Consider the following 19,232-nt stretch of genomic DNA (forward strand, 5'->3'; position numbering starts at 1 on the left):
CGTTTGATCCCTTGTTGCACTTGGCACCTCTTCGCTTCGGCGAAAAAGTGTCAACCTATTTCAGGACGGGTCACGGAAATGAAAAAGGGCAGCCGCTTGGCTGCCCTTTTGTTTTGTATCGAAAGACCTTCGTTGCCGGGAAGGTGGCCTCGCCACGTGCTTTCCAGCTAACCCAGCACCACCGGGCCCATTCAGGTGCGGCCGGAAGACCGACCCCGCCGCGCACCGCCCCGGCGCGCTGCCGTCAACTGGCGGCTTCGCCGTTCTCCGCGTCGCCCTCTTCGGCCGGCTTCTTCGGCACGAAGAACCGCGCAGCCAGCAGCCCGATCTCGAACAGCACGACCAGCGGCAACGCGAGCATCAGTTGCGAGAACACGTCCGGCGGCGTGACGACCGCCGCGACGATGAATGCGCCGACGATCACGTACGGCCGCATCTCCTTCAGCTTCTTCAGCGACAGCACGCCCATCCGGACGAGCAGCACGACGACGATCGGCACCTCGAACGTGACCCCGAACGCGATGAACATCCCGAGCACGAAGCTCAGGTAGTTGTCGATGTCGGTGGTCATTTCCGCCCCGAGCGGCGCGTTGTAGTGCGCCATCACGCGGAAGATCGTCGGGAACACGAGGAAGTACGCGAACGCCATCCCGCACAGGAACAGCACGTAGCTGCTGCCGACGAGCGGCGCGACGAGCTTCTTCTCGTGCTGGTACAGCCCCGGCGCGACGAACGCCCAGATCTGGTACAGCACGATCGGCAGCGCGATCACGAGCGCGACGAGCATCGTGACCTTCATCGGCACGAAGAACGAGCCGGTGACATCGGTGACGATCATCTTGCCGTCTTTCGGCAGGTTCTGCATCAGCGGCCGCGCGAGCAGCCGGAAGATGTCGGGCGCCCAGTAGACGAGCCCGAGGAACACGACGATCACGGCCGCGCCCGCGCGAATGATGCGATCGCGAAGCTCGACGAGATGGGAAATGAAGGTTTCTTCCGGGGCGTCGCCCGGGTTCTGCTGGGGGTCGCTCACGCCGGCCCTCGGTAGGATTGACGAGCGAGCATGCGCTCGGCTCAGAAGAAGCGCGTCGGCCGGCGCAGGCTGGCCGGCTGGTGGCGCGCAACGCGCGCGGCGCCCGACTGCACGTGCGTGCGGCGCGTGGTCGCGCGCTTGTACCAGACAGGCGCAGCCGCCTGCTTGACGCGCCAGTTGCGACGCTTCGGCGCGAGCGCGGCCGAACTACCGCGCCAGGACGGCGCCGCGGGCGTGTCGGAACCGGTCGAACCGGCGTCGCCCGCCGCTTCATTGAGACCGCCGACCGCGGAATGCCACGTGTCGTTCAGTTCCTTCTCGTGCTCGCGCAGGTTGTCGTGAATCGTCGTCTCGACATTGCGCGCGGCCGCTTCGAAATCGGTCTTCATCGTCCGCAGCGCGTCGAGTTCGATTTCGCGCGAGACCTCGGCCTTCACGTCATTGATATACCGCTGCGCGCGGCCGAACAGCGCGCCTGCCGTACGCGCAACGCGCGGCAGGCGCTCGGGGCCGAGCACCACGAGCGCGACGACGCCGATCAGCGCCATCTTCGAAAGACCGAGATCCAGCATCGCGAATGCCTGTCAGCGTGCCGGCGTTACGCCTTGTTCGAGTCGGAACGCGTCGTTTCCTTCGCGTTGACGTCGACCGAGCCCGAGCCCGAGCGCGGCAGTTGCTGCGCGTCCGCCGGTGCTTCGCCGTCCTTCATGCCGTCCTTGAAACCCTTCACGGCGCTGCCGAGATCGTTACCGATGTTGCGCAGCTTCTTGGTACCGAAAACCAGCGCGACGATCAGCAGCACGATCAGCCAGTGCCAAATGCTCAATCCACCCATGATGAAACCTCTCCTCAACCACGCCGCGATGCAGCGTAAATCGCCGGCAACGCGCCGGCTTCGACAATCGATGCGGGGATACGCCCCGCGCCGTCAACCCATCCGCTGCCAGGGGCGCGGACCCGCCAGGATATGCGCGTGCAGGTGGTAGACCTCCTGCCCGCCGCCCGGGCCCGTGTTGATCACCGTGCGGAAACCGGTTTCGCCGCCCGTATAAGCGACGCCCAGCTGGTCGGCCAGACGCGAGACGAGCAGCATCAGCCGGCCGAGCATCGGCGCATCGGTCTCGCTCGCCGCCGACAGCGTCGGCAGATGCTGGCGCGGAATCACCAGCACGTGCGTCTCGGCCGCCGGGCGGATGTCGCGGAACGCGACGAATTCGTCGTCCTCGTGCACCTTCGTGCTCGGGATCTCGCCTGCCGCGATCTTGCAGAACAGGCAATTCGGATCGTGACTCATGTTGCTCCTGCAGACGCCCGCGCGCAGCCGGTCAGAACCAGGCCTGCGGATCGAGCGGCTTGTTGTCGTTCAGGTACAGCCAACCCTTGATGATACGGTACAGCGTCCAGATCCATGTGACAAACATCACTGCGAATCCGACCACCACGAACATCAGCGCGAACCCGATCACGTACGCGATCAGCGCGCGCCAGAACGTGCGGATCTGCCACTCGAAGTGGGCCGCATACGGCGTGCCGGCCACGTCGTCGCGCTTCACGTAGTTGATGATGATCGCGATGATGCCCGTGACGCCGCCCGTCAGCCAATGAAACGCATAGAGGCCGTAGAGCACGTGAGTCAGCGTGCGCAACCCGTTCAGGCGTTCGGCGTCCGCAGCCCCCGGCACCGCAGGCGTCGGAAACTGGTTCGACGTATCGTTCATGATGCTACCCCCGTTAGATGACAATTCTTACAGCTTACCGCACTGTTGCCACCGCGGCGGGACGCTACATGTCAGCCGCCGTTTTCCTCGCGCTCGCGACGCTTGCGCAGGGCCTTCTCTTCGATACCCGACAGCCCTTCACGGCGCTCGAGCTCGCCGATCACATCGGCCGGGCTCAGGTCGAAATGCGACAGCATCACGAGGCAGTGGAACCACAGGTCGGCCACCTCGCCGACGAGCGCGGTCGGCGCGCCGCCCTGGCGCACGTCCTTCGCGGCCAGCACGACTTCCGTCGCCTCTTCGCCGATCTTCTTGAGCACCGCGTCGTCGCCCTTGTGGAACAGGCGCGATACGTACGATTGATCGGGATCGCCGCCCTTGCGGCTATCGATCACGGCCGCGAGGCGCAGCAGCGTGTCTTCGGTCGATTGCGTCATTTGTAGATGTGTTCGGGATCTTTCAGCACCGGTTCGACCGCGACCCAGTCGCCGCTGTCGACGGTGCCTTCGAATTTCTGGAAGAAGCACGAATGCCGGCCGGTGTGGCACGCGATGCCCGACACCTGCTCGACCTTCAGCAGCACGACGTCCTCGTCGCAGTCGAGCCGCACCTCGTGCACGTGCTGCACGTGGCCCGACTCCTCGCCCTTGAACCACAGGCGCTTGCGCGAACGCGAATAATAGACCGCGCGCTGCGTCTCGATCGTCTTCGCCAGTGCCTCGCGGTTCATCCACGCGAACATCAGCACGTCGTTCGTCGACGCTTCCTGCGCGATCACCGGCACGAGGCCGTTGTCGTCCCAGCGGACTTTATCCAGCCACGCGGGCAATGCATTCGTTTCCGTATTCATCACAGCCTCACCGGGATGCCCTGATTGGCCATGAAGCGCTTCGCCTCGCCAACCGTGTGCTCGCCGTAGTGGAAGATGCTCGCGGCCAGCACCGCATCGGCGCGGCCGTCCTTGATGCCGTCGGCCAGGTGCTGCAGCGAGCCGACACCGCCCGATGCGATCACCGGCACCGGCACCGCGTCCGACACGCCGCGCGTGAGCGCGAGGTCGAAGCCCGACTTGGTGCCGTCGCGGTCCATGCTCGTGAGCAGGATCTCGCCCGCGCCGAACTCGGCCATCTTGCGCGCCCATTCGATCGCGTCGAGGCCCGTGTTCTTGCGGCCGCCGTGCGTGAAGACTTCCCAGCGCGGCGTCTCGCCGTCGGCCGACACGCGCTTCGCATCGATCGCGACGACGATGCACTGCGAGCCGTACTTGTCGGCCGCATCGCGCACGAGCTGCGGGTTCGCGACCGCCGACGAATTCATGCTGACCTTGTCCGCGCCCGCGTTCAGCAGGCGTCGCACGTCCTCGACGGCGCGCACGCCACCGCCGACGGTCAGCGGAATGAAGACCTGCGACGCGACGGCTTCGATGATCGGCAGGATCAGGTCGCGCTGGTCGGACGTCGCGGTAATGTCGAGGAACGTCAGTTCGTCGGCGCCCTGGTCGTCGTAGCGGCGGGCGATCTCGACGGGGTCGCCGGCGTCGCGCAGCTCGACGAAGTTGACGCCCTTGACGACACGCCCGGCAGTCACGTCCAGGCAGGGGATGATGCGTTTAGCTAGAGCCATGATGTTGCGCCAAATGCCGCGATGGGACGGCCGGTTACGGAAAGCCTCGCGCGAGGCTTCCGGTCGGGGCCGCCTGCTGGCAGCCCCGGCGAGCGGGACAACCGCGGTTACGCGTTGTCGAGTTCGCCGTTCAGTTCGTCCGCGCGCTTTTGCGCGGCCGCGAAATCGAGATCGCCGGAGTAGATCGCGCGGCCGCAGATCACGCCTTCGACGCCGTGCTCTTCCACTTCGCACAGATTCTCGATGTCCGTGAGGTTCGACAGGCCGCCGCTGGCGATCACCGGGATGCCGACCGCCTGCGCGAGCTTCACGGTCGCCTCGATGTTGATGCCCTGCAGCATCCCGTCGCGGCCGATGTCCGTGTAGACGATCGATTCGACGCCGTAGTCCTCGAACTTCTGCGCGAGGTCGATCACTTCGTGGCCGGTCAGCTTGCTCCAGCCGTCGGTCGCGACCTTACCGTCCTTCGCGTCCAGCCCGACGATGATGCTGCCGGCGAACGCGGTGCACGCATCCTGCAGGAAGCCCGGATCCTTCACGGCCGCGGTGCCGATGATCACGTAGGACAGGCCCGCATCGAGATACTTCTCGATCGTCTCGAGGCTGCGGATGCCGCCGCCGAGCTGTACGGGGATTTCATCGCCGACTTCGTCGAGGATCGCTTCGATCGCCTCGAGATTCTTCGGCTTGCCGGCGAACGCGCCGTTCAGGTCGACGAGATGGAGCCGCCGGGCGCCGAGATCGACCCACTTGCGGGCCATCGCCGCCGGGTCCTCGGAGAAAATCGTGGCCTGGTCCATATCGCCTTGTTTGAGGCGCACACACTGACCGTCTTTGAGATCGATGGCCGGAATCAGCAACATAGCAATCGGGTGTCGTCGTGGAAAAAGAAAAGAATCCGGCGCGTACCGGCCAATCCGGTACCGCGCCGTCTCGCTAGTTTAGTACAACTCTTTCGGTGCTTAGGCGGGCGAGCCCCGTAAGACGGGCCTCTCCGGCCCGCCGACTGTGGCACGCACGCGACGTTCACGGCTTCCAGTGCACGAAGTTGCGATACAGACGCAACCCGACCTCCGCGCTTTTCTCGGGGTGGAATTGGGTCGCGAAGAGATTGTCCCGCGCGACCGCGGACGTAAACGGCGCACCGTAGGCCGTTTCGCCAACCGTATGTGCCGGGTTGTCCGGCGTCACGTAATAGCTGTGCACGAAGTAGAAATACGCGTCGTCGGGCACGCCGTCCCACAGCGGGTGCGGCTGCGACTGACGCACGCGGTTCCAGCCCATCTGCGGCACCTTGAAGCGCGAGCCGTCGTCCTGCAGGCGGCCGTCGAGCTCGAAACGCACGACCTTGCCGGGCAGCAGGCCGAGGCCCTTCGTGTCGCCCTCCGCGCTCCAGTCGAACAGCATCTGCTCGCCGACGCACACGCCGAGCAGCGGCTTCGTGCGCGAGGCCTCGATCACGGCCTCCTGCAAGCCCGATTCGCCGAGGGAGCGCATGCAGTCGGGCATCGCGCCCTGGCCGGGCAGCACGACACGGTCGGCCGCGCGGATCGCGGCCGGCGTGTCGACGATCGCCACGTCGGCGGCCGGTTCGGCCTTCTTGAGCGCCTGCGCGACCGAGCGCAGGTTGCCCATCCCATAATCCACAATCGCAATCGAAGTTTTCATCTCAGTGCAGGCAGTAGCGCCCTCAGTCCATTGACGATGAATTCCACCGCCAGCGCCGACAGCATCAGACCCATCAGCCGCGTGGCGATGTTGATGCCCGTGCGGCCGATCCAGTTCGCGATCGGCTCGGCGAGCCGCATCGCGACGAAACACAGAAAAGCCAGGACCGCGCCGATCGCGACCAGCCCGGCCCGCTCATACCAGTGATGCGAGTTCGCCGCGTAGATGATCACCGTGCTGATCGAGCCGGGGCCCGTGAGCAGCGGAATCGCCAACGGCACGACCGCGATGTTGTCCTTCAGCTCGGCCTCGTGGCGCTCCTCCGGCGTCGATCGCGTGTTGCCGATCTGCGCGTTCAGCATGTTGATCGCCATCAGCAGCATGATGATCCCGCCGCCCACTTCGAGCGACCCGACCGAAATGCCGAAGAAGTTGATGATCTGCTGCCCGAGCAGCGTCGTCACCGTGATCACGCAGAACACCGATACCGACGCGATCCGGATCGTGCGCCGCCGCTCGGCATCCGTCTGCTGCGCCGTCAGGCTCAGGAAGAACGGTACCGCACCGACCGGGTTGATCAGCGCAAGCAGCGAAATGAACGATTTGAGCAGATCCATCGCAAGCCGGCGCCGCGCGCCGAAGCCGTGAGGTTGTCCTTGACGCTCCGGTCAGTTCAGGTTCAGAGGCTGCCCTTCGTCGACGGGATCTGCCCCGCCGCACGCTCGTCCAGCTCCACCGCCGCACGCAGCGCGCGGCCGAATGCCTTGAACACGGTTTCGAGCTGATGGTGCGCGTTGATCCCGCGCAGGTTGTCGATGTGCAGCGTGACGCCCGCGTGGTTCACGAACCCGCGGAAGAACTCGATCGACAGGTCGACGTCGAACGTGCCGATCCGCGCCCGCGTGAACGGCACGTGGAATTCGAGGCCCGGCCGGCCCGAGAAGTCGATCACGACGCGCGACAGCGCTTCGTCGAGCGGCACGTACGAATGGCCGTAGCGGCGGATGCCCTTGCGGTCGCCGATCGCCTTCGCGACGGCCTGCCCGAGCGTGATGCCGACATCCTCGACCGTGTGGTGGTCGTCGATATGCGTATCGCCATGCGCTTCAACCTCGAGATCGACCAGACCGTGTCGAGCGATCTGGTCGAGCATATGGTCGAGGAACGGCACGCCGGTGGCCAGCTTCTGCTGGCCCGTGCCGTCGAGATTGAGCTTCACACGGATCTGCGTTTCGCTGGTATTGCGAACGACTTCCGCCACACGCATGGCAATTCCTTGACTGAGTCGATGTAAATGGGGATTGATCGTTTCGCGCTGCGGCGCCCAGAGGCTCAACCGGGCAGCGCGAGTTTCAAAGCGGCCAGCAGGCGCGCGTTTTCGTCGGGAGAACCGACGGTCAGCCGCACGCATTCAGCCAGCAACGGATGCATTTTACTCACGTTTTTGACCAAAACCCGCTCGGTGAGCAGCGCGTCGAACACGGCAGCCGCGTCCGGCACGCGCACCAGCAGGAAATTGCCGGCACTCGGGAACACCGTCGCGCCCGGCAGCGCGGCCACGGCCTGCGCGAGGCGCGTGCGTTCCGCACGCAGATCGGCCGCCTGCGCGTCAAGCACGTCGAGGTGGTCGAGCAGGAAATCGGCGGTCGCCTGGGTCAGCACGTTGATGTTGTACGGCGGGCGCACCTTGTCGAATTCGGTCAGCCACGCGGGCGAACCGACCAGATAGCCGAGGCGGATGCCCGCGAGACCGAGCTTCGACACCGTGCGCATCACGACGACGTTGTCGAACTCGGCGGCGCGCGGCAGCCACGAGCGAACGGCGAACGGCTGGTACGCCTCGTCGATCACGATCAGGCTGTGCCGCGCGGCCGCGATGATCCGTTCGATGTCGGCATCGTCGTACAGCGTGCCGGTCGGGTTGTTCGGGTACGCGAGATAGACGAGCGCCGGACGGTGCTCGGCGATCGCCGCAAGCATCGCGTCGACGTCGAGCGTCAGGTCGGCCTTCAGCGGCACGCCGACGAATTCGAGTTGCGCGAGCTTCGCGGACAGCTCGTACATCACGAAGCCCGGCACCGGCGCGAGCACCTTCGCGCCCGGCTTCGCGCAGGCCACCGACATCATGCTGATGATTTCGTCCGAGCCGTTGCCGAGCAGCACGTCGCAGGCGGCCGGCACGCCCATCGCGTGGCGCAGCTTGTCGAGCAGCGCGGCCGGGCGCGGCGCCGGGTAGCGGTTCAGCGCGACCTGCGCGAGACGCTCGCCGAGTGCCGCGGCGAGCGGTTCGGGCAGCGGGTACGGGTTCTCCATCGCGTCGAGCTTCACGAACCCGCTCGCGTCCGGCACCGGGTAGCTCGTCATCGCGAGCACGTCGCGGCGGATGATGTCTTGTGGCGTCGTCATGGTCTCAAGCCGGCGTGCGTCGCGCCGGCGTCAAATGATCGGCAGAGCGGCGGCTGCCGCCCTGCGCAGGTGTCTCCAGCCCCGGCCTTCGGGGGCAGGCCGGGCGGCGCATCGGCGCCGGCCGCGGCCCCAAACAGCGTACGGTCAGTTCTTCATCCGGAACTCGGCGCTCTTCGCGTGCGCCTGCAGCCCCTCGCCGTACGCGAGCTCGGATGCGATCTCGCCGAGCGTCTGCGCGCCTTCGGCGCTGACCTCGATCACGCTCGAGCGCTTGATGAAGTCGTACACGCCGAGCGGCGACGAGAAGCGCGCGGTACGCGACGTCGGCAGCACGTGGTTCGGGCCCGCGCAGTAGTCGCCGAGGCTCTCGCTCGTGTAGCGGCCGAGGAAGATCGCGCCCGCATGGCGGATCTGCTGGCCCCATTGCTGCGGCTCCAGCGCGGAAATTTCCAGGTGCTCGGGCGCGATGTCGTTCGCGATCCGACAGGCTTCGGCCATGTCGCGCACCTTGATCAGCGCGCCGCGGCCTTCGAGCGACGCGCGGATCACGTCCCGGCGCGGCATCGACGGCAGCAGCTCGTCGATCGCCTTTTCGACGCGCTCGAGGAACGCACCGTCCGGGCACAGCAGGATCGACTGCGCGAGTTCGTCGTGCTCGGCCTGCGAGAACAGGTCCATCGCGACCCAGTTCGGATCGGTCGTGCCGTCGCACAGCACGAGGATTTCCGACGGCCCGGCGATCATGTCGATGCCGACCGTACCGAACACGCGGCGCTTCGCCGACGCGACGTACGCATTGCCGGGGCCGCAGATCTTGTCGACGGCCGGCACGGTCGCCGTGCCGTATGCGAGCGCGCCGACCGCCTGCGCACCGCCGATCGTGAACACGCGATCGACGCCGCCGAGCAGCGCCGCGGCGAGCACGAGGTCGTTCTTCACGCCGTCCGGCGTCGGCACGACCATCACGATCTCGCCGACGCCCGCGACGCGCGCGGGAATCGCGTTCATCAGCACCGACGACGGATACGCGGCCTTGCCGCCCGGCACGTACAGGCCGACGCGGTCGAGCGGCGTGATCTTCTGGCCGAGCACCGTGCCGTCCGCTTCCGTGTATTGCCAGCTATGCGTGCCGCACTCGATCTTCTGCTTCTCGTGGTACGCGCGCACTCGCGCCGCAGCCGCTTCCAGCGCCGCACGCGCCTTCGGCGCAAGGCCGTCGAGCGCCGTCTGCAGCGCGTCCTGCGGCAGCTCCAGCGCGGCGACGCTGTTCGCGCTCAGCCGGTCGAAGCGGTTCGTGTACTCGAGCACCGCGGCGTCGCCGCGCGACTTCACGTCGGCGAGGATCTGCGCGACCGATTGCTCGATCGCCGCGTCTTCGCTCGCCTCGAATGCGAGCAGCGCGCGCAGCTCGGCGCCGAAGCCTTCGCTCGTCGAATTGAGCTTGCGGATGGTGATGGACATGGGAGTTCCGTTACGGTGATGCGCTCAACCGCCATTCTGCGACGCGCGTTCGAACGCGTCGAGGATCGGCTTGAGCGCCGTGCGCTTCAACTTCAGCGCAGCCTGGTTCACGACGAGGCGCGACGAGATCGCCATGATCTCCTCGACCTCGACCAGATTGTTCGCCTTCAGCGTGCCGCCCGAGCTGACGAGGTCGACGATCGCGTCGGCCAGCCCGACCAGCGGCGCAAGCTCCATCGAGCCGTACAGCTTGATCAGGTCGACGTGCACGCCCTTCGCGGCGAAGTGTTCACGCGCCGTTTCGACGTACTTCGTCGCGACGCGCAGGCGCGCGCCCTGGCGCACGGCGCTCGCGTAGTCGAAACCGGCCGGCACGGCCACCGACATCCGGCAGCGCGCGATGTTCAGATCGATCGGCTGGTACAGGCCCGAGCCGCCGTGTTCGACCAGCACGTCCTTGCCGGCCACGCCGAAATCGGCCGCGCCGTATTCGACATAGGTCGGCACGTCGCTCGCGCGCACGATGATCACGCGCAGGTCGGGGTTCGTCGTCGGCAGGATCAGCTTGCGCGACGTTTCCGGATCCTCGGTCACCTGCACGCCGGCCGCGGCCAGCAGCGGCAGGGTTTCCTCGAAAATCCGGCCCTTCGACAGGGCGAGGGTCAGCGGCGCGGTCATGCTTGGCTCCCGGAAAGGCGGCGCACGTTCGCGCCGACGGCGGTCAGTTTGGCTTCCATGCGGTCGTAGCCGCGGTCCAGGTGATAGATGCGGTCGACGAGCGTCTCGCCGTCGGCACGCAGCCCGGCGATCACGAGGCTCGCCGACGCGCGCAGGTCGGTCGCCATCACGTTCGCGCCCGACAGCTTCTCAACGCCCGTCACGAGCGCGGTGTTGCCGTCGATCGTGATGTTCGCGCCAAGCCGGTTCAGCTCCTGCACGTGCATGAAACGGTTCTCGAAAATGGTTTCGACGACCTGCGCGGTGCCCGTCGCGACCGTATTGAGGGCCATGAACTGCGCCTGCATGTCGGTCGGGAACGCCGGGTATTCCGACGTGCGGATCGTGACCGCCGACGGGCGGCGATCCATCTTCACGCGCAGCCAGCTGTCGCCTTCCTCGATCGACACGCCGGCTTCGCGCAGCTTGTCGATCACCGCGTCGAGGATGTGCGGGCGCACGCCCGTCAGCATCACGTCGCCGCCGGCCGCCGCGACCGCGCACAGGAACGTGCCAGCCTCGATGCGGTCGGGGATCACCGAATGGCGCGCGCCGTGCAGCCGCTCGACGCCCTGGATCACGAGGCGATCGGTGCCGATGCCGTCGATTTTCGCGCCCATCGCGACCAGCAAGTGTGCGAGATCGCTCACTTCCGGCTCGCGCGCGGCGTTTTCGATCACCGTCTCGCCGTCAGCCAGCGTCGCGGCCATCAGCAGGTTCTCGGTGCCCGTCACCGTGATCATGTCGGTCACGATGCGCGCGCCCTTCAGGCGCTTCGCGCGGGCTTCGATGAAGCCGTGTTCGATGCTGATCTCGGCGCCCATCGCCTGCAGACCCTTGATGTGCTGGTCGACCGGACGCGCGCCGATCGCGCAGCCGCCCGGCAGCGACACCTTCGCCTCACCGAAGCGCGCGAGCAGCGGCCCGAGCACGAGGATCGACGCGCGCATCGTCTTCACGAGCTCGTACGGCGCGACGAGGTTGTCGACGCGCGACGCGTCGAGCTGCACGCGGCAACCATCCGTCTCGCTCTTCACGCCCATCTGGTTCAGCACCTTCAGCGTGGTACGCACGTCCTTCAGGTTCGGCACATTGTCGAGATCGACCGGATCGGCAGTGAGCAGCCCCGCGCACAGGATCGGCAGCGCGGCGTTCTTCGCGCCCGACACGACGATCTCGCCCGACAGGCGGTGGCCGCCTTCGATCACGAGCTTGTCCATCCCATGGCCATGCGATTCCCCGTTGGCGGCCGGGTGTGCCGTGGCGACGCTCTGGACGGCGTCGCGCTCGTTGACGGTGACTTGCACTCAGTGATTTCCGGTTATGCGTTCTGCCATTCGGCGGGCGTCAGCGTCTTCATGCTGAGCGCGTGAATTTCCTGTTTCATGCGATCGCCGAGCGCCGCATAGACCAGCTGGTGCCGCTGGATCGGCCGCTTGCCTTCGAAGGCCGCCGACACGATCGTCGCGAAGAAATGCTGGCCGTCGCCTTCGACTTCCAGATGCGTGCAGGCGAGACCGCCGGCGATGTATTGCTTGACCTGTTCGGGAGTCGGCAACATGGTGTAAGGCTCCTGTCGGCGCGCGCCGCCCCGATGGCGGCCGCTGCCTGTCGATATCAATGACGCAGTTTGTAGCCGGTCGCGAGCAGCCGCATCGCGATCAGCGCGAGCAGCACGAAGAAACCGGTGACGATCGCGAGGCTTGCGAACGGGTTGATGTCGGACGCGCCGAAGAACCCGAAACGGAAGCCGTCGATCATGTAGAAAAACGGATTGAGACGCGAGATCTCGCGCCACACGGGCGGCAGCGAGTGTGTCGAATAGAACACGCCGGACAGGAACGTCAGCGGCATGATCAGGAAGTTCTGGAACGCGGCGAGCTGGTCGAACTTCTCGGCCCAGATCCCGGCGATCAGGCCGAGCGTGCCGAGGATCGCCGAGCCGAGCAGCGCGAACGCAATGATGAACAGCGGCGCCGCGAAATGCATCGGGATAAACCAGATCGTCACGACGAACACGCCGGTGCCGACCGCGAGGCCGCGCACCACGGACGCGAGCACGTACGCGCCGAAGATGTCGCGGTACGACAGCGGCGGCAGCAGCATGAACACGAGGTTGCCGGTGATCTTCGACTGGATCAGCGACGACGAGCTGTTCGCGAACGCGTTCTGCAGCACGCTCATCATCACCAGGCCCGGCACGAGAAAGCTCACGTACTCGACGCCCGGATAGACCTCGACGCGGCCCGACAGCGCGTGGCCGAAGATCGTCAGGTACAGCAACGCCGTGACGATCGGTGCGCACACCGTCTGGAACGACACCTTCCAGAAACGCAGCAGTTCCTTGTAGAACAGCGTTTGAAACCCACTCATGCCAATCCCTCGATGACGTCTGCCCCGTTCATCACCTGGACGAACACATCTTCGAGGTCGGCCTTGCGGACCTCGATCTCGTCGAACGTGCAGCCCGCCGCGCGGCATTGCGCGAGGATCCGCTCGACATCGTCGTAGCTCGTCAAGCGCAGCAGGTGCTCGCCCGGCGCGCGGGCGGCCGGGTCGGACTCCAGCCCGCGCAGCTCGGACGGCAGCGCGCCGGTCGCGAGGCGCAGGTAGAGCTGCAGCCCCGCGAAGCGGCGCAGCAGCGCGTCGGTGCGGTCGAGCGCGACCACTTCGCCACGGCGCAGCATCGCGATGCGGTCGCACAGCGACTCGGCTTCCTCGAGGTAATGGGTGGTCAGCACGATCGTGTGGCCCTCGCGATTCAGCCGCGAGATGAATTTCCACAACGTCTGGCGCAATTCGACGTCGACGCCGGCGGTCGGTTCGTCGAGCACGATCACCGGCGGCCGGTGCACGAGCGCCTGCGCGACCAGCACGCGGCGCTTCATCCCGCCCGACAGCGCGCGCATGTTCGCATCGGCCTTCTCGGTGAGGTCGAGATTGGCCATTACTTCGTCGATCCAGTCGTCGTTGCGGCGCAGCCCGAAATAGCCGGACTGGATCCGCAGCGTCTCGCGGACGGTGAAGAACGGATCGAACACGAGTTCCTGCGGCACGACGCCGAGTGCGCGGCGCGCGCCACGGAAGTCCTTGACGACGTCGTGACCGCGCACCGAGATACTGCCTTCGTCGGCCCGGGCGAGCCCGGCGAGGATACTGATGAGCGTGGTCTTGCCTGCGCCGTTGGGGCCGAGCAGACCGAAAAACTCGCCTTCCTCGACCGACAGGCTGACGCCTTTGAGCGCCTGAAGCGATTTGTAGCGCTTCTTGACGTGACGGATTTCTATGGCTGACATGACTGTGCGCGACGCCAGGGCCGCGACGCCTATTCTGTGCTTGCTGCGAAAGAAAATGGGGGCCGGACGCCGATTGGCTGCCCCGCAAAACGCTTGATTATAGGGCAAACCGGCTGGTGGAGCCGGTGCGGGAGGCACGCGGCCTGAAGCTTGCGCGCGCCGGGCGGCGCGGCAGGCTCCGGTCGGACAGGGTCAATGTCGCCCGGTACCTTCGATGAGCGCGTCGACGCCGTAGGCGCGCGCGAGGCTGGCGAGCTTCGGGGGGAGATTGAGGATGTCGAGGGTCGCACCGCGCGCTTTGGCGGCACGTTGCCATGCGAGCAGCACGGCGAGCGCGGACGAGTCGAACTGCGTCAGCGCCGCGCAATCGACGGCGGTCGCGCCCGCGCCGATGCGCACAAGACCGTCCGCGAGCGCGGACTTCGCGCTCGCGACGGTCAGCGAGGAGCCGGCTTCGAAGCCGCTCACGACGCTTGCTTGCCAGCGGCAAGTTGCTGGTTGCGCTGCGTGAGGAACTGGATCAGGCCGTCCACGCCGCTTTGCTGGATCTTCTCGTTGAACTGCTGCTGGTACGTCTGGATCAGCCACGCGCCGAGCACGTTCAGGTCATACACCTTCCAGCCGCTCGCCGACTTGTACAGGCGGTAATCGATCTGGACCGGCTGGCCGTTGTTCATCGCCACCGTCTTGACCACGACATCGGTATCGGCCGGATCGGCGCGGAACGGCGGGTACTGGATCTGCTGGTCCGGCTTCAGTTGCGCCAGCGCGCCCGAATACGTGCGGATCAGCAGCAGCTTGAACTGCTCCTGAACCTGCTGCTGCTGCTCGGCCGTCGCCGTGCGCCAGTTGCGGCCCATCGCGAGCTGCGTGGTACGGCGGAAATCGGTGTACGGCAGGATGTCCTTGTTGACGATCGTAATGATGCGGTTGGTGTCGCCCTGCTTGATCGTCTGCTGCTTGACTTCGTCGAGCACCTGCTGCGTCGCCGTCTTGATCAGCACCTGCGGGTTCGACTGGTCGACTTGCGCTTGGGCCGCGCTGCCGAACGAGAACAGCGCCGCGAAAACGGGGATCAGGAACAGTTTTTTCATCATGGTGACCTGCATATGAGTCGATGCGTAGGTTGGAGCAGGTAGCTTACGCGCAAGTTCGCGCACGCTACCGACTGAATCGTTTCCGGCTGTAACGAATGTAAATCCGTCAGTGCAGCCGGATGCTCGGGAAGCGGAACCCGCCCGGCGACGGCGGCGCCACCTGCATCGGCGGCACGGTCGTTGCGCTGGCCGGGTTCGGCGATTCGGCCGTACCCGACGCCGGGGCGGCCACCGCCGCGCCCGACGCACCTGCCGCCGGTGCCGCACCGTCTTCCGGCAGGTCGTACTTCGGCAGCGCATCGTTGCTCGACGTCGCGGCGGCTTCGCCGCGCGCGTTGCTGATCAGCATCTGGCGGCGTTGCAGGTACGCGTTACGTACGAACGAATACTTGTCGAGCGCCGCGGCATCCAGCACGTCGCCCGCGCCGAGCAGGTTCGAACGCGTGTTGACGAGGTTGACACCGAACAGGCCCCAGCTCAGGCCGTCCGGCTTCACGTAGGTCAGCGGGTTGCCGACGTAGTCGACGCCCAGGCCGGCCGTGTCGCGCAGCGTGCTCGGGCCGAGCAGCGGCAGCACGAGATACGGGCCCGACGGCATGCCGTAGCGGCCCATCGTGATCCCGAAGTCGGCCGTGTGCTTCGGCAGCTTCGCGATCGTCGCGACGTCGAACAAGCCGCCGACGCCGAACACCGTGTTGATCACGACGCGCATGATGTCGCCGACACCGTCCGCGATCCGCAGCTGCACGATGTTGTTCGCCGCGATGTAGACGTCGCCGATGTTCGAGAAGAAGTTCGTCACGCTGTCGCGCACCGGCTGCGGCACCACGTACTGGTAGCCCTTCGCGACCGGCTTCAGCGCATACGTATCGACCGTGTCGTTGAACTTGTACATCGACCGGTTGAAGCCTTCGAGCGGATCGCCCTTGGTCGGCGTCTGCACGGTCGCGCAGCCGCTCAACGCGGCGACTGCCGCTACCGCCAGTGCGGCGTGCCTGATGCGGATCGTCTGCATGGTCATTACCCTCTGTATTCTCTCGTGTGGTTATTGGGCCGCCGAACCGGACGCGGCGGACACCGCCGACGCCGCCACCGGTGCAGGCGCGGCCGGCGCACCGGCTGCCGGCTTCGCACCGCCCGCGTCGGCGGCCTTGCTGTACAGGAACTGGCCGATCAGGTTCTCGAGCACGATCGCCGATTGCGTCATCGTGATCGTATCGCCCGACTTCAGCATTTCGGTGTCGCCGCCCGGATCGAGGCCGATATATTGCTCGCCGAGCAGGCCCGACGTCAGGATCTTCGCCGACGAATCCTTCGGGAACTGATACTGGCCGTCGACATCGATCGTGACAAGCGCCTGGTACGTATTCGTGTCGAAGCCGATCGACTTCACGCGGCCGACCACGACGCCGGCGCTCTTCACGGCCGCACGCGGCTTCAGCCCGCCGATATTGTCGAATTTCATCCTCACCGAATAGGTCGGCTGAAACGACAGCGAGCTCATGTTGCCGACCTTCAGCGCCAGGAACAGCACCGCAAGGAAGCCCACCACCACGAACAGGCCGACCCAGAAGTCGAGAGCAGTCTTTTTCATCGTCATCCCAAAATTTGGCTTGGCTGAGGCTTAGCTGAACATCAGCGCGGTCAGCAGGAAATCGAGGCCGAGTACGGCGAGCGATGCGAACACGACCGTCTTGGTGGTCGCGCGCGACACGCCTTCGGGCGTGGGCTTCGCTTCATACCCCTGATACAGCGCAATGAAGGTCACGGCGAACCCGAACACGATGCTCTTCAGCACGCCGTTGCCGACGTCGGCCCAGACCTGCACGCCGCCCTGCATCTGCGACCAGAACGCACCCGGGTCGACGCCGATCAGCACGACGCCGACGAAGTAGCCGCCGAGCACGCCGACCGCATTGAAAATCGCCGCCAGGAGCGGCATCGCGATGATGCCCGCCCACATGCGCGGCGCGATCACGTTCTTGATCGGATCCACCGCCATCATTTCGAGCGCGGTGAGCTGCTCGCCGGCTTTCATCAGACCGATCTCGGCCGTGAGCGACGTGCCCGCGCGGCCCGCGAACAGCAGCGCGGTGACGACCGGCCCGAGTTCACGCACGAGCGACAGTGCAACCAGCAGGCCGAGCGCCTGCTCGGAACCGTAGCGGTTCAGCGTGTAATACCCCTGCAGGCCGAGCACGAAGCCGACGAACAGCCCCGACACGGCAATGATCACGAACGAATAGTTGCCGAGGAAATGGATCTGCTTCGTGACCAGCCGCGGCCGGCGCAGCAGCGGGAAGAATTCCAGCACGAGGCGCACGAACAGCCGCGTGCCGTAGCCCGCGCGCTCGAGGCCGCCGATGACGTAACGTCCGATCGCGCTGATCATGCGCGCCCTCCGCCGAGCCCGAAATCCGCTGCGAGCGGCGGGCTCGTGTAATGAAATTTGAACGGGCCGTCCGGCGCGCCGTCGATGAACTGCCGCACGCTCGGATCGGTCGATGCGCGCAGCTCGTCGGGCGTGCCCTGCGCGAGCACGCCGCCGTTGGCCAGGAAATACACGTAGTCGGCGATCGCGAACGATTCGGGCACGTCGTGCGTGACGAGGATCGACGTGGCGCCCAGCGCCTGGTTCAGCGTGCGGATCAGGTTCGCGGTGATGCCGAGCGAGATCGGATCGAGGCCCGCGAACGGCTCGTCGTACATGATGAGCTGCGGGTCGAGCGCGATCGCGCGTGCCAGCGCGATGCGGCGCGCCATCCCGCCCGACACCTCGGACGGCATCAGGTCGCGCGCGCCGCGCAGCCCGACCGCGTTGAGCTTCATCAGCACGAGATCGCGGATCAGGTCTTCAGGCAGGTCGGTATGCTCGCGCAGCGCGAACGCGACGTTCTCGAACACCGACATGTCGGTGAACAGCGCGCCGAACTGGAACAGCATGCCCATCTTGCGGCGCAGCGCGTACAGGCCGTCGCGCGTTTGCGCGCCGACATCGGCGCCGTCGAACAGCACCTGGCCGCGGCGCGCACGCACGAGGCCGCCGATCAGGCGCAGCACGGTCGTCTTGCCGCAACCCGACCCGCCCATGACCGCGACCACCTGCCCGCGCCCGAAGCGCAGGTTCAGGTTGGACAGGACGAGGCGGTCGCCGTAGCCAAAGTCGACGTCGCGAAGTTCCAGCAGTGTCTCGGTAGGAGTGGGGCTCACGGAGCTGACAGTCCTTTTACGCAGAACGCCGAATTATAGGGCCTGCCTTGGAATGATGTCGTGACGCCGCTTCAGCCCCTCCGGTCAATGATTGTCAAATTGTCCGGGAAAGCATTGTTGCAACGCAGCAATGGCGACCCGATAGTCGGCCGCCCCCGTCACCGCACTGACCACCGCGACACTGCCGACGCCCGTTGCCAGTACGGCCGGCAGCGCGTCGAGCCCCACCCCGCCGATCGCGACGAGCGGCGCCCGCGCGCCCGCGAAGCGCGCATAACGGGCGATCCGTGCGAGGCCCTGTGGCGGCGCAGCAACGGCCTTGGTCGCGGTCGCGTACACGGGGCCGAGCGCGAGGTAGCTCGGGCGCTCGTGCAGTGCCCGCAACATTTCGTAATAACCGTGGCTCGAAAGTCCGAGCCGCAGGCCCGCGCGCGCGATCGCGGCCAGATCGGCCGTTTCGAGGTCTTCCTGGCCCAGATGAACGCCGTACGCCCCCTCTTCTACAGCGATCTGCCAGTGATCGTTGATGAACACGCGCGCATCGGGATAGCGGCGCCCGGCCGCGACCGCGCGCGCGATGTCCCGCCGCAAGGCGTCCGGCGTTGCGCCTTTCACACGCAACTGCACGGTCCGCACGCCGCAATCGAGCACGCGCTCGACCCATTCGGCGTCCGGCACGACCGGATAAAGGCCGAGTTGCGCGGGGCACGGCGCGAATGCCGGTTCGGGCGCGGCCGGCAGCCCGGCGACACGCGGGAACCGCGCGGCATCGACCGGCCAAGCATCGGCGGCGCGCGTTTCGTCGCCGTCGCGCCAGGCCAGCGCCAGCACCAGCGCATCGACCGGCGCAAAGCCGCAATCGAGGAACGCGGCGAGCGCGGCAATCCAGTCGTCCGCGAGCGGATGCGCGGCGTCGAGCGCGTGGCGCGCGCCCGCCGTGTGCAGCACCGCGCCCTGCTCGTCGAATTCGATCGCGACCGCGCCCGGCGCCGCGGGCCGCGAT

General features: G+C 66.4%; 26 protein-coding genes. All 26 read right to left on the bottom strand.

Annotated elements, in window-relative coordinates:
• Positions 1-244: 244 nt before the first annotated feature.
• A complete protein-coding gene (tatC, locus tag BDO18943_RS40445; protein ID WP_175026496.1) occupies positions 245-1,033 on the bottom strand; it encodes a twin-arginine translocase subunit TatC in 789 nt (262 codons plus the stop codon).
• A 41-nt stretch (positions 1,034-1,074) separates the two neighbouring features.
• The gene (tatB, locus tag BDO18943_RS40450) at positions 1,075-1,605 is read right to left on the bottom strand and encodes a Sec-independent protein translocase protein TatB (RefSeq protein ID WP_175026497.1); all 531 of its coding nucleotides are present in this window, start codon (positions 1,603-1,605) and stop codon (positions 1,075-1,077) included.
• Between the two features lie 26 nt (positions 1,606-1,631).
• The gene (gene tatA, locus BDO18943_RS40455) at positions 1,632-1,868 is read right to left on the bottom strand and encodes a Sec-independent protein translocase subunit TatA (RefSeq protein ID WP_175026498.1); all 237 of its coding nucleotides are present in this window, start codon (positions 1,866-1,868) and stop codon (positions 1,632-1,634) included.
• 93 nt (positions 1,869-1,961) lie between these two features.
• The gene (locus BDO18943_RS40460; RefSeq protein ID WP_043191762.1) at positions 1,962-2,327 is read right to left on the bottom strand and encodes a histidine triad nucleotide-binding protein; all 366 of its coding nucleotides are present in this window, start codon (positions 2,325-2,327) and stop codon (positions 1,962-1,964) included.
• A gap of 31 nt (positions 2,328-2,358) precedes the next feature.
• Positions 2,359-2,751, bottom strand: coding sequence for a DUF4870 family protein (locus BDO18943_RS40465; RefSeq protein ID WP_043191763.1), 393 nt, complete (start codon positions 2,749-2,751; stop codon positions 2,359-2,361).
• Between the two features lie 71 nt (positions 2,752-2,822).
• A complete protein-coding gene (locus tag BDO18943_RS40470; protein WP_006751798.1) occupies positions 2,823-3,188 on the bottom strand; it encodes a phosphoribosyl-ATP diphosphatase in 366 nt (121 codons plus the stop codon).
• Entirely contained in the window at positions 3,185-3,601 is a 417-nt protein-coding gene (gene hisI / locus BDO18943_RS40475; protein ID WP_039366640.1) for a phosphoribosyl-AMP cyclohydrolase, read from the bottom strand. The genes BDO18943_RS40470 and hisI overlap by 4 nt, the downstream gene beginning before the upstream one ends.
• The gene (gene hisF / locus BDO18943_RS40480) at positions 3,601-4,374 is read right to left on the bottom strand and encodes an imidazole glycerol phosphate synthase subunit HisF (RefSeq protein ID WP_175026499.1); all 774 of its coding nucleotides are present in this window, start codon (positions 4,372-4,374) and stop codon (positions 3,601-3,603) included. Before hisF ends, hisI begins: the two co-directional genes overlap by 1 nt.
• A gap of 107 nt (positions 4,375-4,481) precedes the next feature.
• Positions 4,482-5,237 carry a 1-(5-phosphoribosyl)-5-[(5-phosphoribosylamino)methylideneamino]imidazole-4-carboxamide isomerase gene (gene hisA, locus BDO18943_RS40485; RefSeq protein ID WP_043191766.1) on the bottom strand — a complete coding sequence of 252 codons (756 nt, stop codon included), beginning with the start codon at positions 5,235-5,237 and terminating at the stop codon, positions 4,482-4,484.
• Between the two features lie 163 nt (positions 5,238-5,400).
• On the bottom strand, positions 5,401-6,042 hold the full coding sequence (gene hisH, locus BDO18943_RS40490) for an imidazole glycerol phosphate synthase subunit HisH (protein ID WP_011350730.1): 642 nt from the start codon (positions 6,040-6,042) through the stop codon (positions 5,401-5,403).
• A complete protein-coding gene (locus BDO18943_RS40495; protein WP_011350729.1) occupies positions 6,039-6,659 on the bottom strand; it encodes a YchE family NAAT transporter in 621 nt (206 codons plus the stop codon). The genes hisH and BDO18943_RS40495 overlap by 4 nt, the downstream gene beginning before the upstream one ends.
• A 62-nt stretch (positions 6,660-6,721) precedes the next feature.
• Positions 6,722-7,309, bottom strand: coding sequence for an imidazoleglycerol-phosphate dehydratase HisB (gene hisB, locus BDO18943_RS40500; RefSeq protein ID WP_011350728.1), 588 nt, complete (start codon positions 7,307-7,309; stop codon positions 6,722-6,724).
• A gap of 65 nt (positions 7,310-7,374) precedes the next feature.
• A complete protein-coding gene (gene hisC / locus BDO18943_RS40505) occupies positions 7,375-8,448 on the bottom strand; it encodes a histidinol-phosphate transaminase (protein ID WP_175026500.1) in 1,074 nt (357 codons plus the stop codon).
• A 144-nt stretch (positions 8,449-8,592) separates the two neighbouring features.
• The gene (hisD, locus tag BDO18943_RS40510; protein WP_175026501.1) at positions 8,593-9,909 is read right to left on the bottom strand and encodes a histidinol dehydrogenase; all 1,317 of its coding nucleotides are present in this window, start codon (positions 9,907-9,909) and stop codon (positions 8,593-8,595) included.
• Positions 9,910-9,933: 24 nt separating this feature from the next.
• Positions 9,934-10,587, bottom strand: coding sequence for an ATP phosphoribosyltransferase (hisG, locus tag BDO18943_RS40515; RefSeq protein ID WP_043191773.1), 654 nt, complete (start codon positions 10,585-10,587; stop codon positions 9,934-9,936).
• Complete coding sequence (gene murA / locus BDO18943_RS40520) at positions 10,584-11,933, bottom strand: UDP-N-acetylglucosamine 1-carboxyvinyltransferase (protein ID WP_027788541.1); 1,350 nt, start codon at positions 11,931-11,933, stop codon at positions 10,584-10,586. The genes hisG and murA overlap by 4 nt, the downstream gene beginning before the upstream one ends.
• Before the next feature lie 14 nt (positions 11,934-11,947).
• The gene (locus BDO18943_RS40525; protein WP_006477131.1) at positions 11,948-12,187 is read right to left on the bottom strand and encodes a BolA family protein; all 240 of its coding nucleotides are present in this window, start codon (positions 12,185-12,187) and stop codon (positions 11,948-11,950) included.
• Between the two features lie 56 nt (positions 12,188-12,243).
• Positions 12,244-12,999 carry an ABC transporter permease gene (locus BDO18943_RS40530; protein WP_011350723.1) on the bottom strand — a complete coding sequence of 252 codons (756 nt, stop codon included), beginning with the start codon at positions 12,997-12,999 and terminating at the stop codon, positions 12,244-12,246.
• Complete coding sequence (locus tag BDO18943_RS40535) at positions 12,996-13,922, bottom strand: ABC transporter ATP-binding protein (RefSeq protein ID WP_011350722.1); 927 nt, start codon at positions 13,920-13,922, stop codon at positions 12,996-12,998. Before BDO18943_RS40535 ends, BDO18943_RS40530 begins: the two co-directional genes overlap by 4 nt.
• A gap of 192 nt (positions 13,923-14,114) precedes the next feature.
• Positions 14,115-14,390 (bottom strand): STAS domain-containing protein, encoded by a 276-nt coding sequence (locus BDO18943_RS40540; RefSeq protein ID WP_043191779.1) that lies wholly within the window; start codon positions 14,388-14,390, stop codon positions 14,115-14,117.
• Positions 14,387-15,016, bottom strand: a complete 630-nt coding sequence (locus BDO18943_RS40545; RefSeq protein ID WP_175026504.1) for an MlaC/ttg2D family ABC transporter substrate-binding protein — start codon at positions 15,014-15,016, stop codon at positions 14,387-14,389. The genes BDO18943_RS40540 and BDO18943_RS40545 overlap by 4 nt, the downstream gene beginning before the upstream one ends.
• 109 nt (positions 15,017-15,125) lie before the next feature.
• The gene (locus tag BDO18943_RS40550) at positions 15,126-16,034 is read right to left on the bottom strand and encodes an MlaA family lipoprotein (RefSeq protein ID WP_175026502.1); all 909 of its coding nucleotides are present in this window, start codon (positions 16,032-16,034) and stop codon (positions 15,126-15,128) included.
• A gap of 30 nt (positions 16,035-16,064) precedes the next feature.
• On the bottom strand, positions 16,065-16,613 hold the full coding sequence (mlaD, locus tag BDO18943_RS40555) for an outer membrane lipid asymmetry maintenance protein MlaD (protein WP_175026503.1): 549 nt from the start codon (positions 16,611-16,613) through the stop codon (positions 16,065-16,067).
• 30 nt (positions 16,614-16,643) lie between these two features.
• Entirely contained in the window at positions 16,644-17,411 is a 768-nt protein-coding gene (gene mlaE, locus BDO18943_RS40560) for a lipid asymmetry maintenance ABC transporter permease subunit MlaE (protein WP_006477137.1), read from the bottom strand.
• A complete protein-coding gene (locus tag BDO18943_RS40565; protein ID WP_006477138.1) occupies positions 17,408-18,229 on the bottom strand; it encodes an ABC transporter ATP-binding protein in 822 nt (273 codons plus the stop codon). Before BDO18943_RS40565 ends, mlaE begins: the two co-directional genes overlap by 4 nt.
• An 84-nt stretch (positions 18,230-18,313) precedes the next feature.
• Positions 18,314-19,232 (bottom strand): thiamine phosphate synthase (thiE, locus tag BDO18943_RS40570; protein WP_210771975.1); only part of this gene is annotated, 919 nt, incomplete at its 5' end.

The organism is Burkholderia aenigmatica (assembly GCF_902499175.1).
GTDB lineage: Bacteria > Pseudomonadota > Gammaproteobacteria > Burkholderiales > Burkholderiaceae > Burkholderia > Burkholderia aenigmatica.

Coding starts and splice junctions, on each gene's coding strand:
- BDO18943_RS40550 (WP_175026502.1), bottom strand. CDS start 16,034: ATGCAGACGATCCGCATCAGGCACGCCGCACTGGCGGTAGCGGCAGTC.
- tatB (WP_175026497.1), bottom strand. CDS start 1,605: ATGCTGGATCTCGGTCTTTCGAAGATGGCGCTGATCGGCGTCGTCGCG.
- hisG (WP_043191773.1), bottom strand. CDS start 10,587: ATGACCGCGCCGCTGACCCTCGCCCTGTCGAAGGGCCGGATTTTCGAG.
- hisD (WP_175026501.1), bottom strand. CDS start 9,909: ATGTCCATCACCATCCGCAAGCTCAATTCGACGAGCGAAGGCTTCGGC.
- BDO18943_RS40460 (WP_043191762.1), bottom strand. CDS start 2,327: ATGAGTCACGATCCGAATTGCCTGTTCTGCAAGATCGCGGCAGGCGAG.
- BDO18943_RS40525 (WP_006477131.1), bottom strand. CDS start 12,187: ATGTTGCCGACTCCCGAACAGGTCAAGCAATACATCGCCGGCGGTCTC.
- mlaE (WP_006477137.1), bottom strand. CDS start 17,411: ATGATCAGCGCGATCGGACGTTACGTCATCGGCGGCCTCGAGCGCGCG.
- BDO18943_RS40495 (WP_011350729.1), bottom strand. CDS start 6,659: ATGGATCTGCTCAAATCGTTCATTTCGCTGCTTGCGCTGATCAACCCG.
- tatA (WP_175026498.1), bottom strand. CDS start 1,868: ATGGGTGGATTGAGCATTTGGCACTGGCTGATCGTGCTGCTGATCGTC.
- BDO18943_RS40470 (WP_006751798.1), bottom strand. CDS start 3,188: ATGACGCAATCGACCGAAGACACGCTGCTGCGCCTCGCGGCCGTGATC.
- hisB (WP_011350728.1), bottom strand. CDS start 7,309: ATGCGTGTGGCGGAAGTCGTTCGCAATACCAGCGAAACGCAGATCCGT.
- mlaD (WP_175026503.1), bottom strand. CDS start 16,613: ATGAAAAAGACTGCTCTCGACTTCTGGGTCGGCCTGTTCGTGGTGGTG.
- hisI (WP_039366640.1), bottom strand. CDS start 3,601: ATGAATACGGAAACGAATGCATTGCCCGCGTGGCTGGATAAAGTCCGC.
- hisF (WP_175026499.1), bottom strand. CDS start 4,374: ATGGCTCTAGCTAAACGCATCATCCCCTGCCTGGACGTGACTGCCGGG.
- BDO18943_RS40535 (WP_011350722.1), bottom strand. CDS start 13,922: ATGTCAGCCATAGAAATCCGTCACGTCAAGAAGCGCTACAAATCGCTT.
- hisH (WP_011350730.1), bottom strand. CDS start 6,042: ATGAAAACTTCGATTGCGATTGTGGATTATGGGATGGGCAACCTGCGC.
- hisA (WP_043191766.1), bottom strand. CDS start 5,237: ATGTTGCTGATTCCGGCCATCGATCTCAAAGACGGTCAGTGTGTGCGC.
- hisC (WP_175026500.1), bottom strand. CDS start 8,448: ATGACGACGCCACAAGACATCATCCGCCGCGACGTGCTCGCGATGACG.
- BDO18943_RS40530 (WP_011350723.1), bottom strand. CDS start 12,999: ATGAGTGGGTTTCAAACGCTGTTCTACAAGGAACTGCTGCGTTTCTGG.
- BDO18943_RS40545 (WP_175026504.1), bottom strand. CDS start 15,016: ATGAAAAAACTGTTCCTGATCCCCGTTTTCGCGGCGCTGTTCTCGTTC.
- BDO18943_RS40465 (WP_043191763.1), bottom strand. CDS start 2,751: ATGAACGATACGTCGAACCAGTTTCCGACGCCTGCGGTGCCGGGGGCT.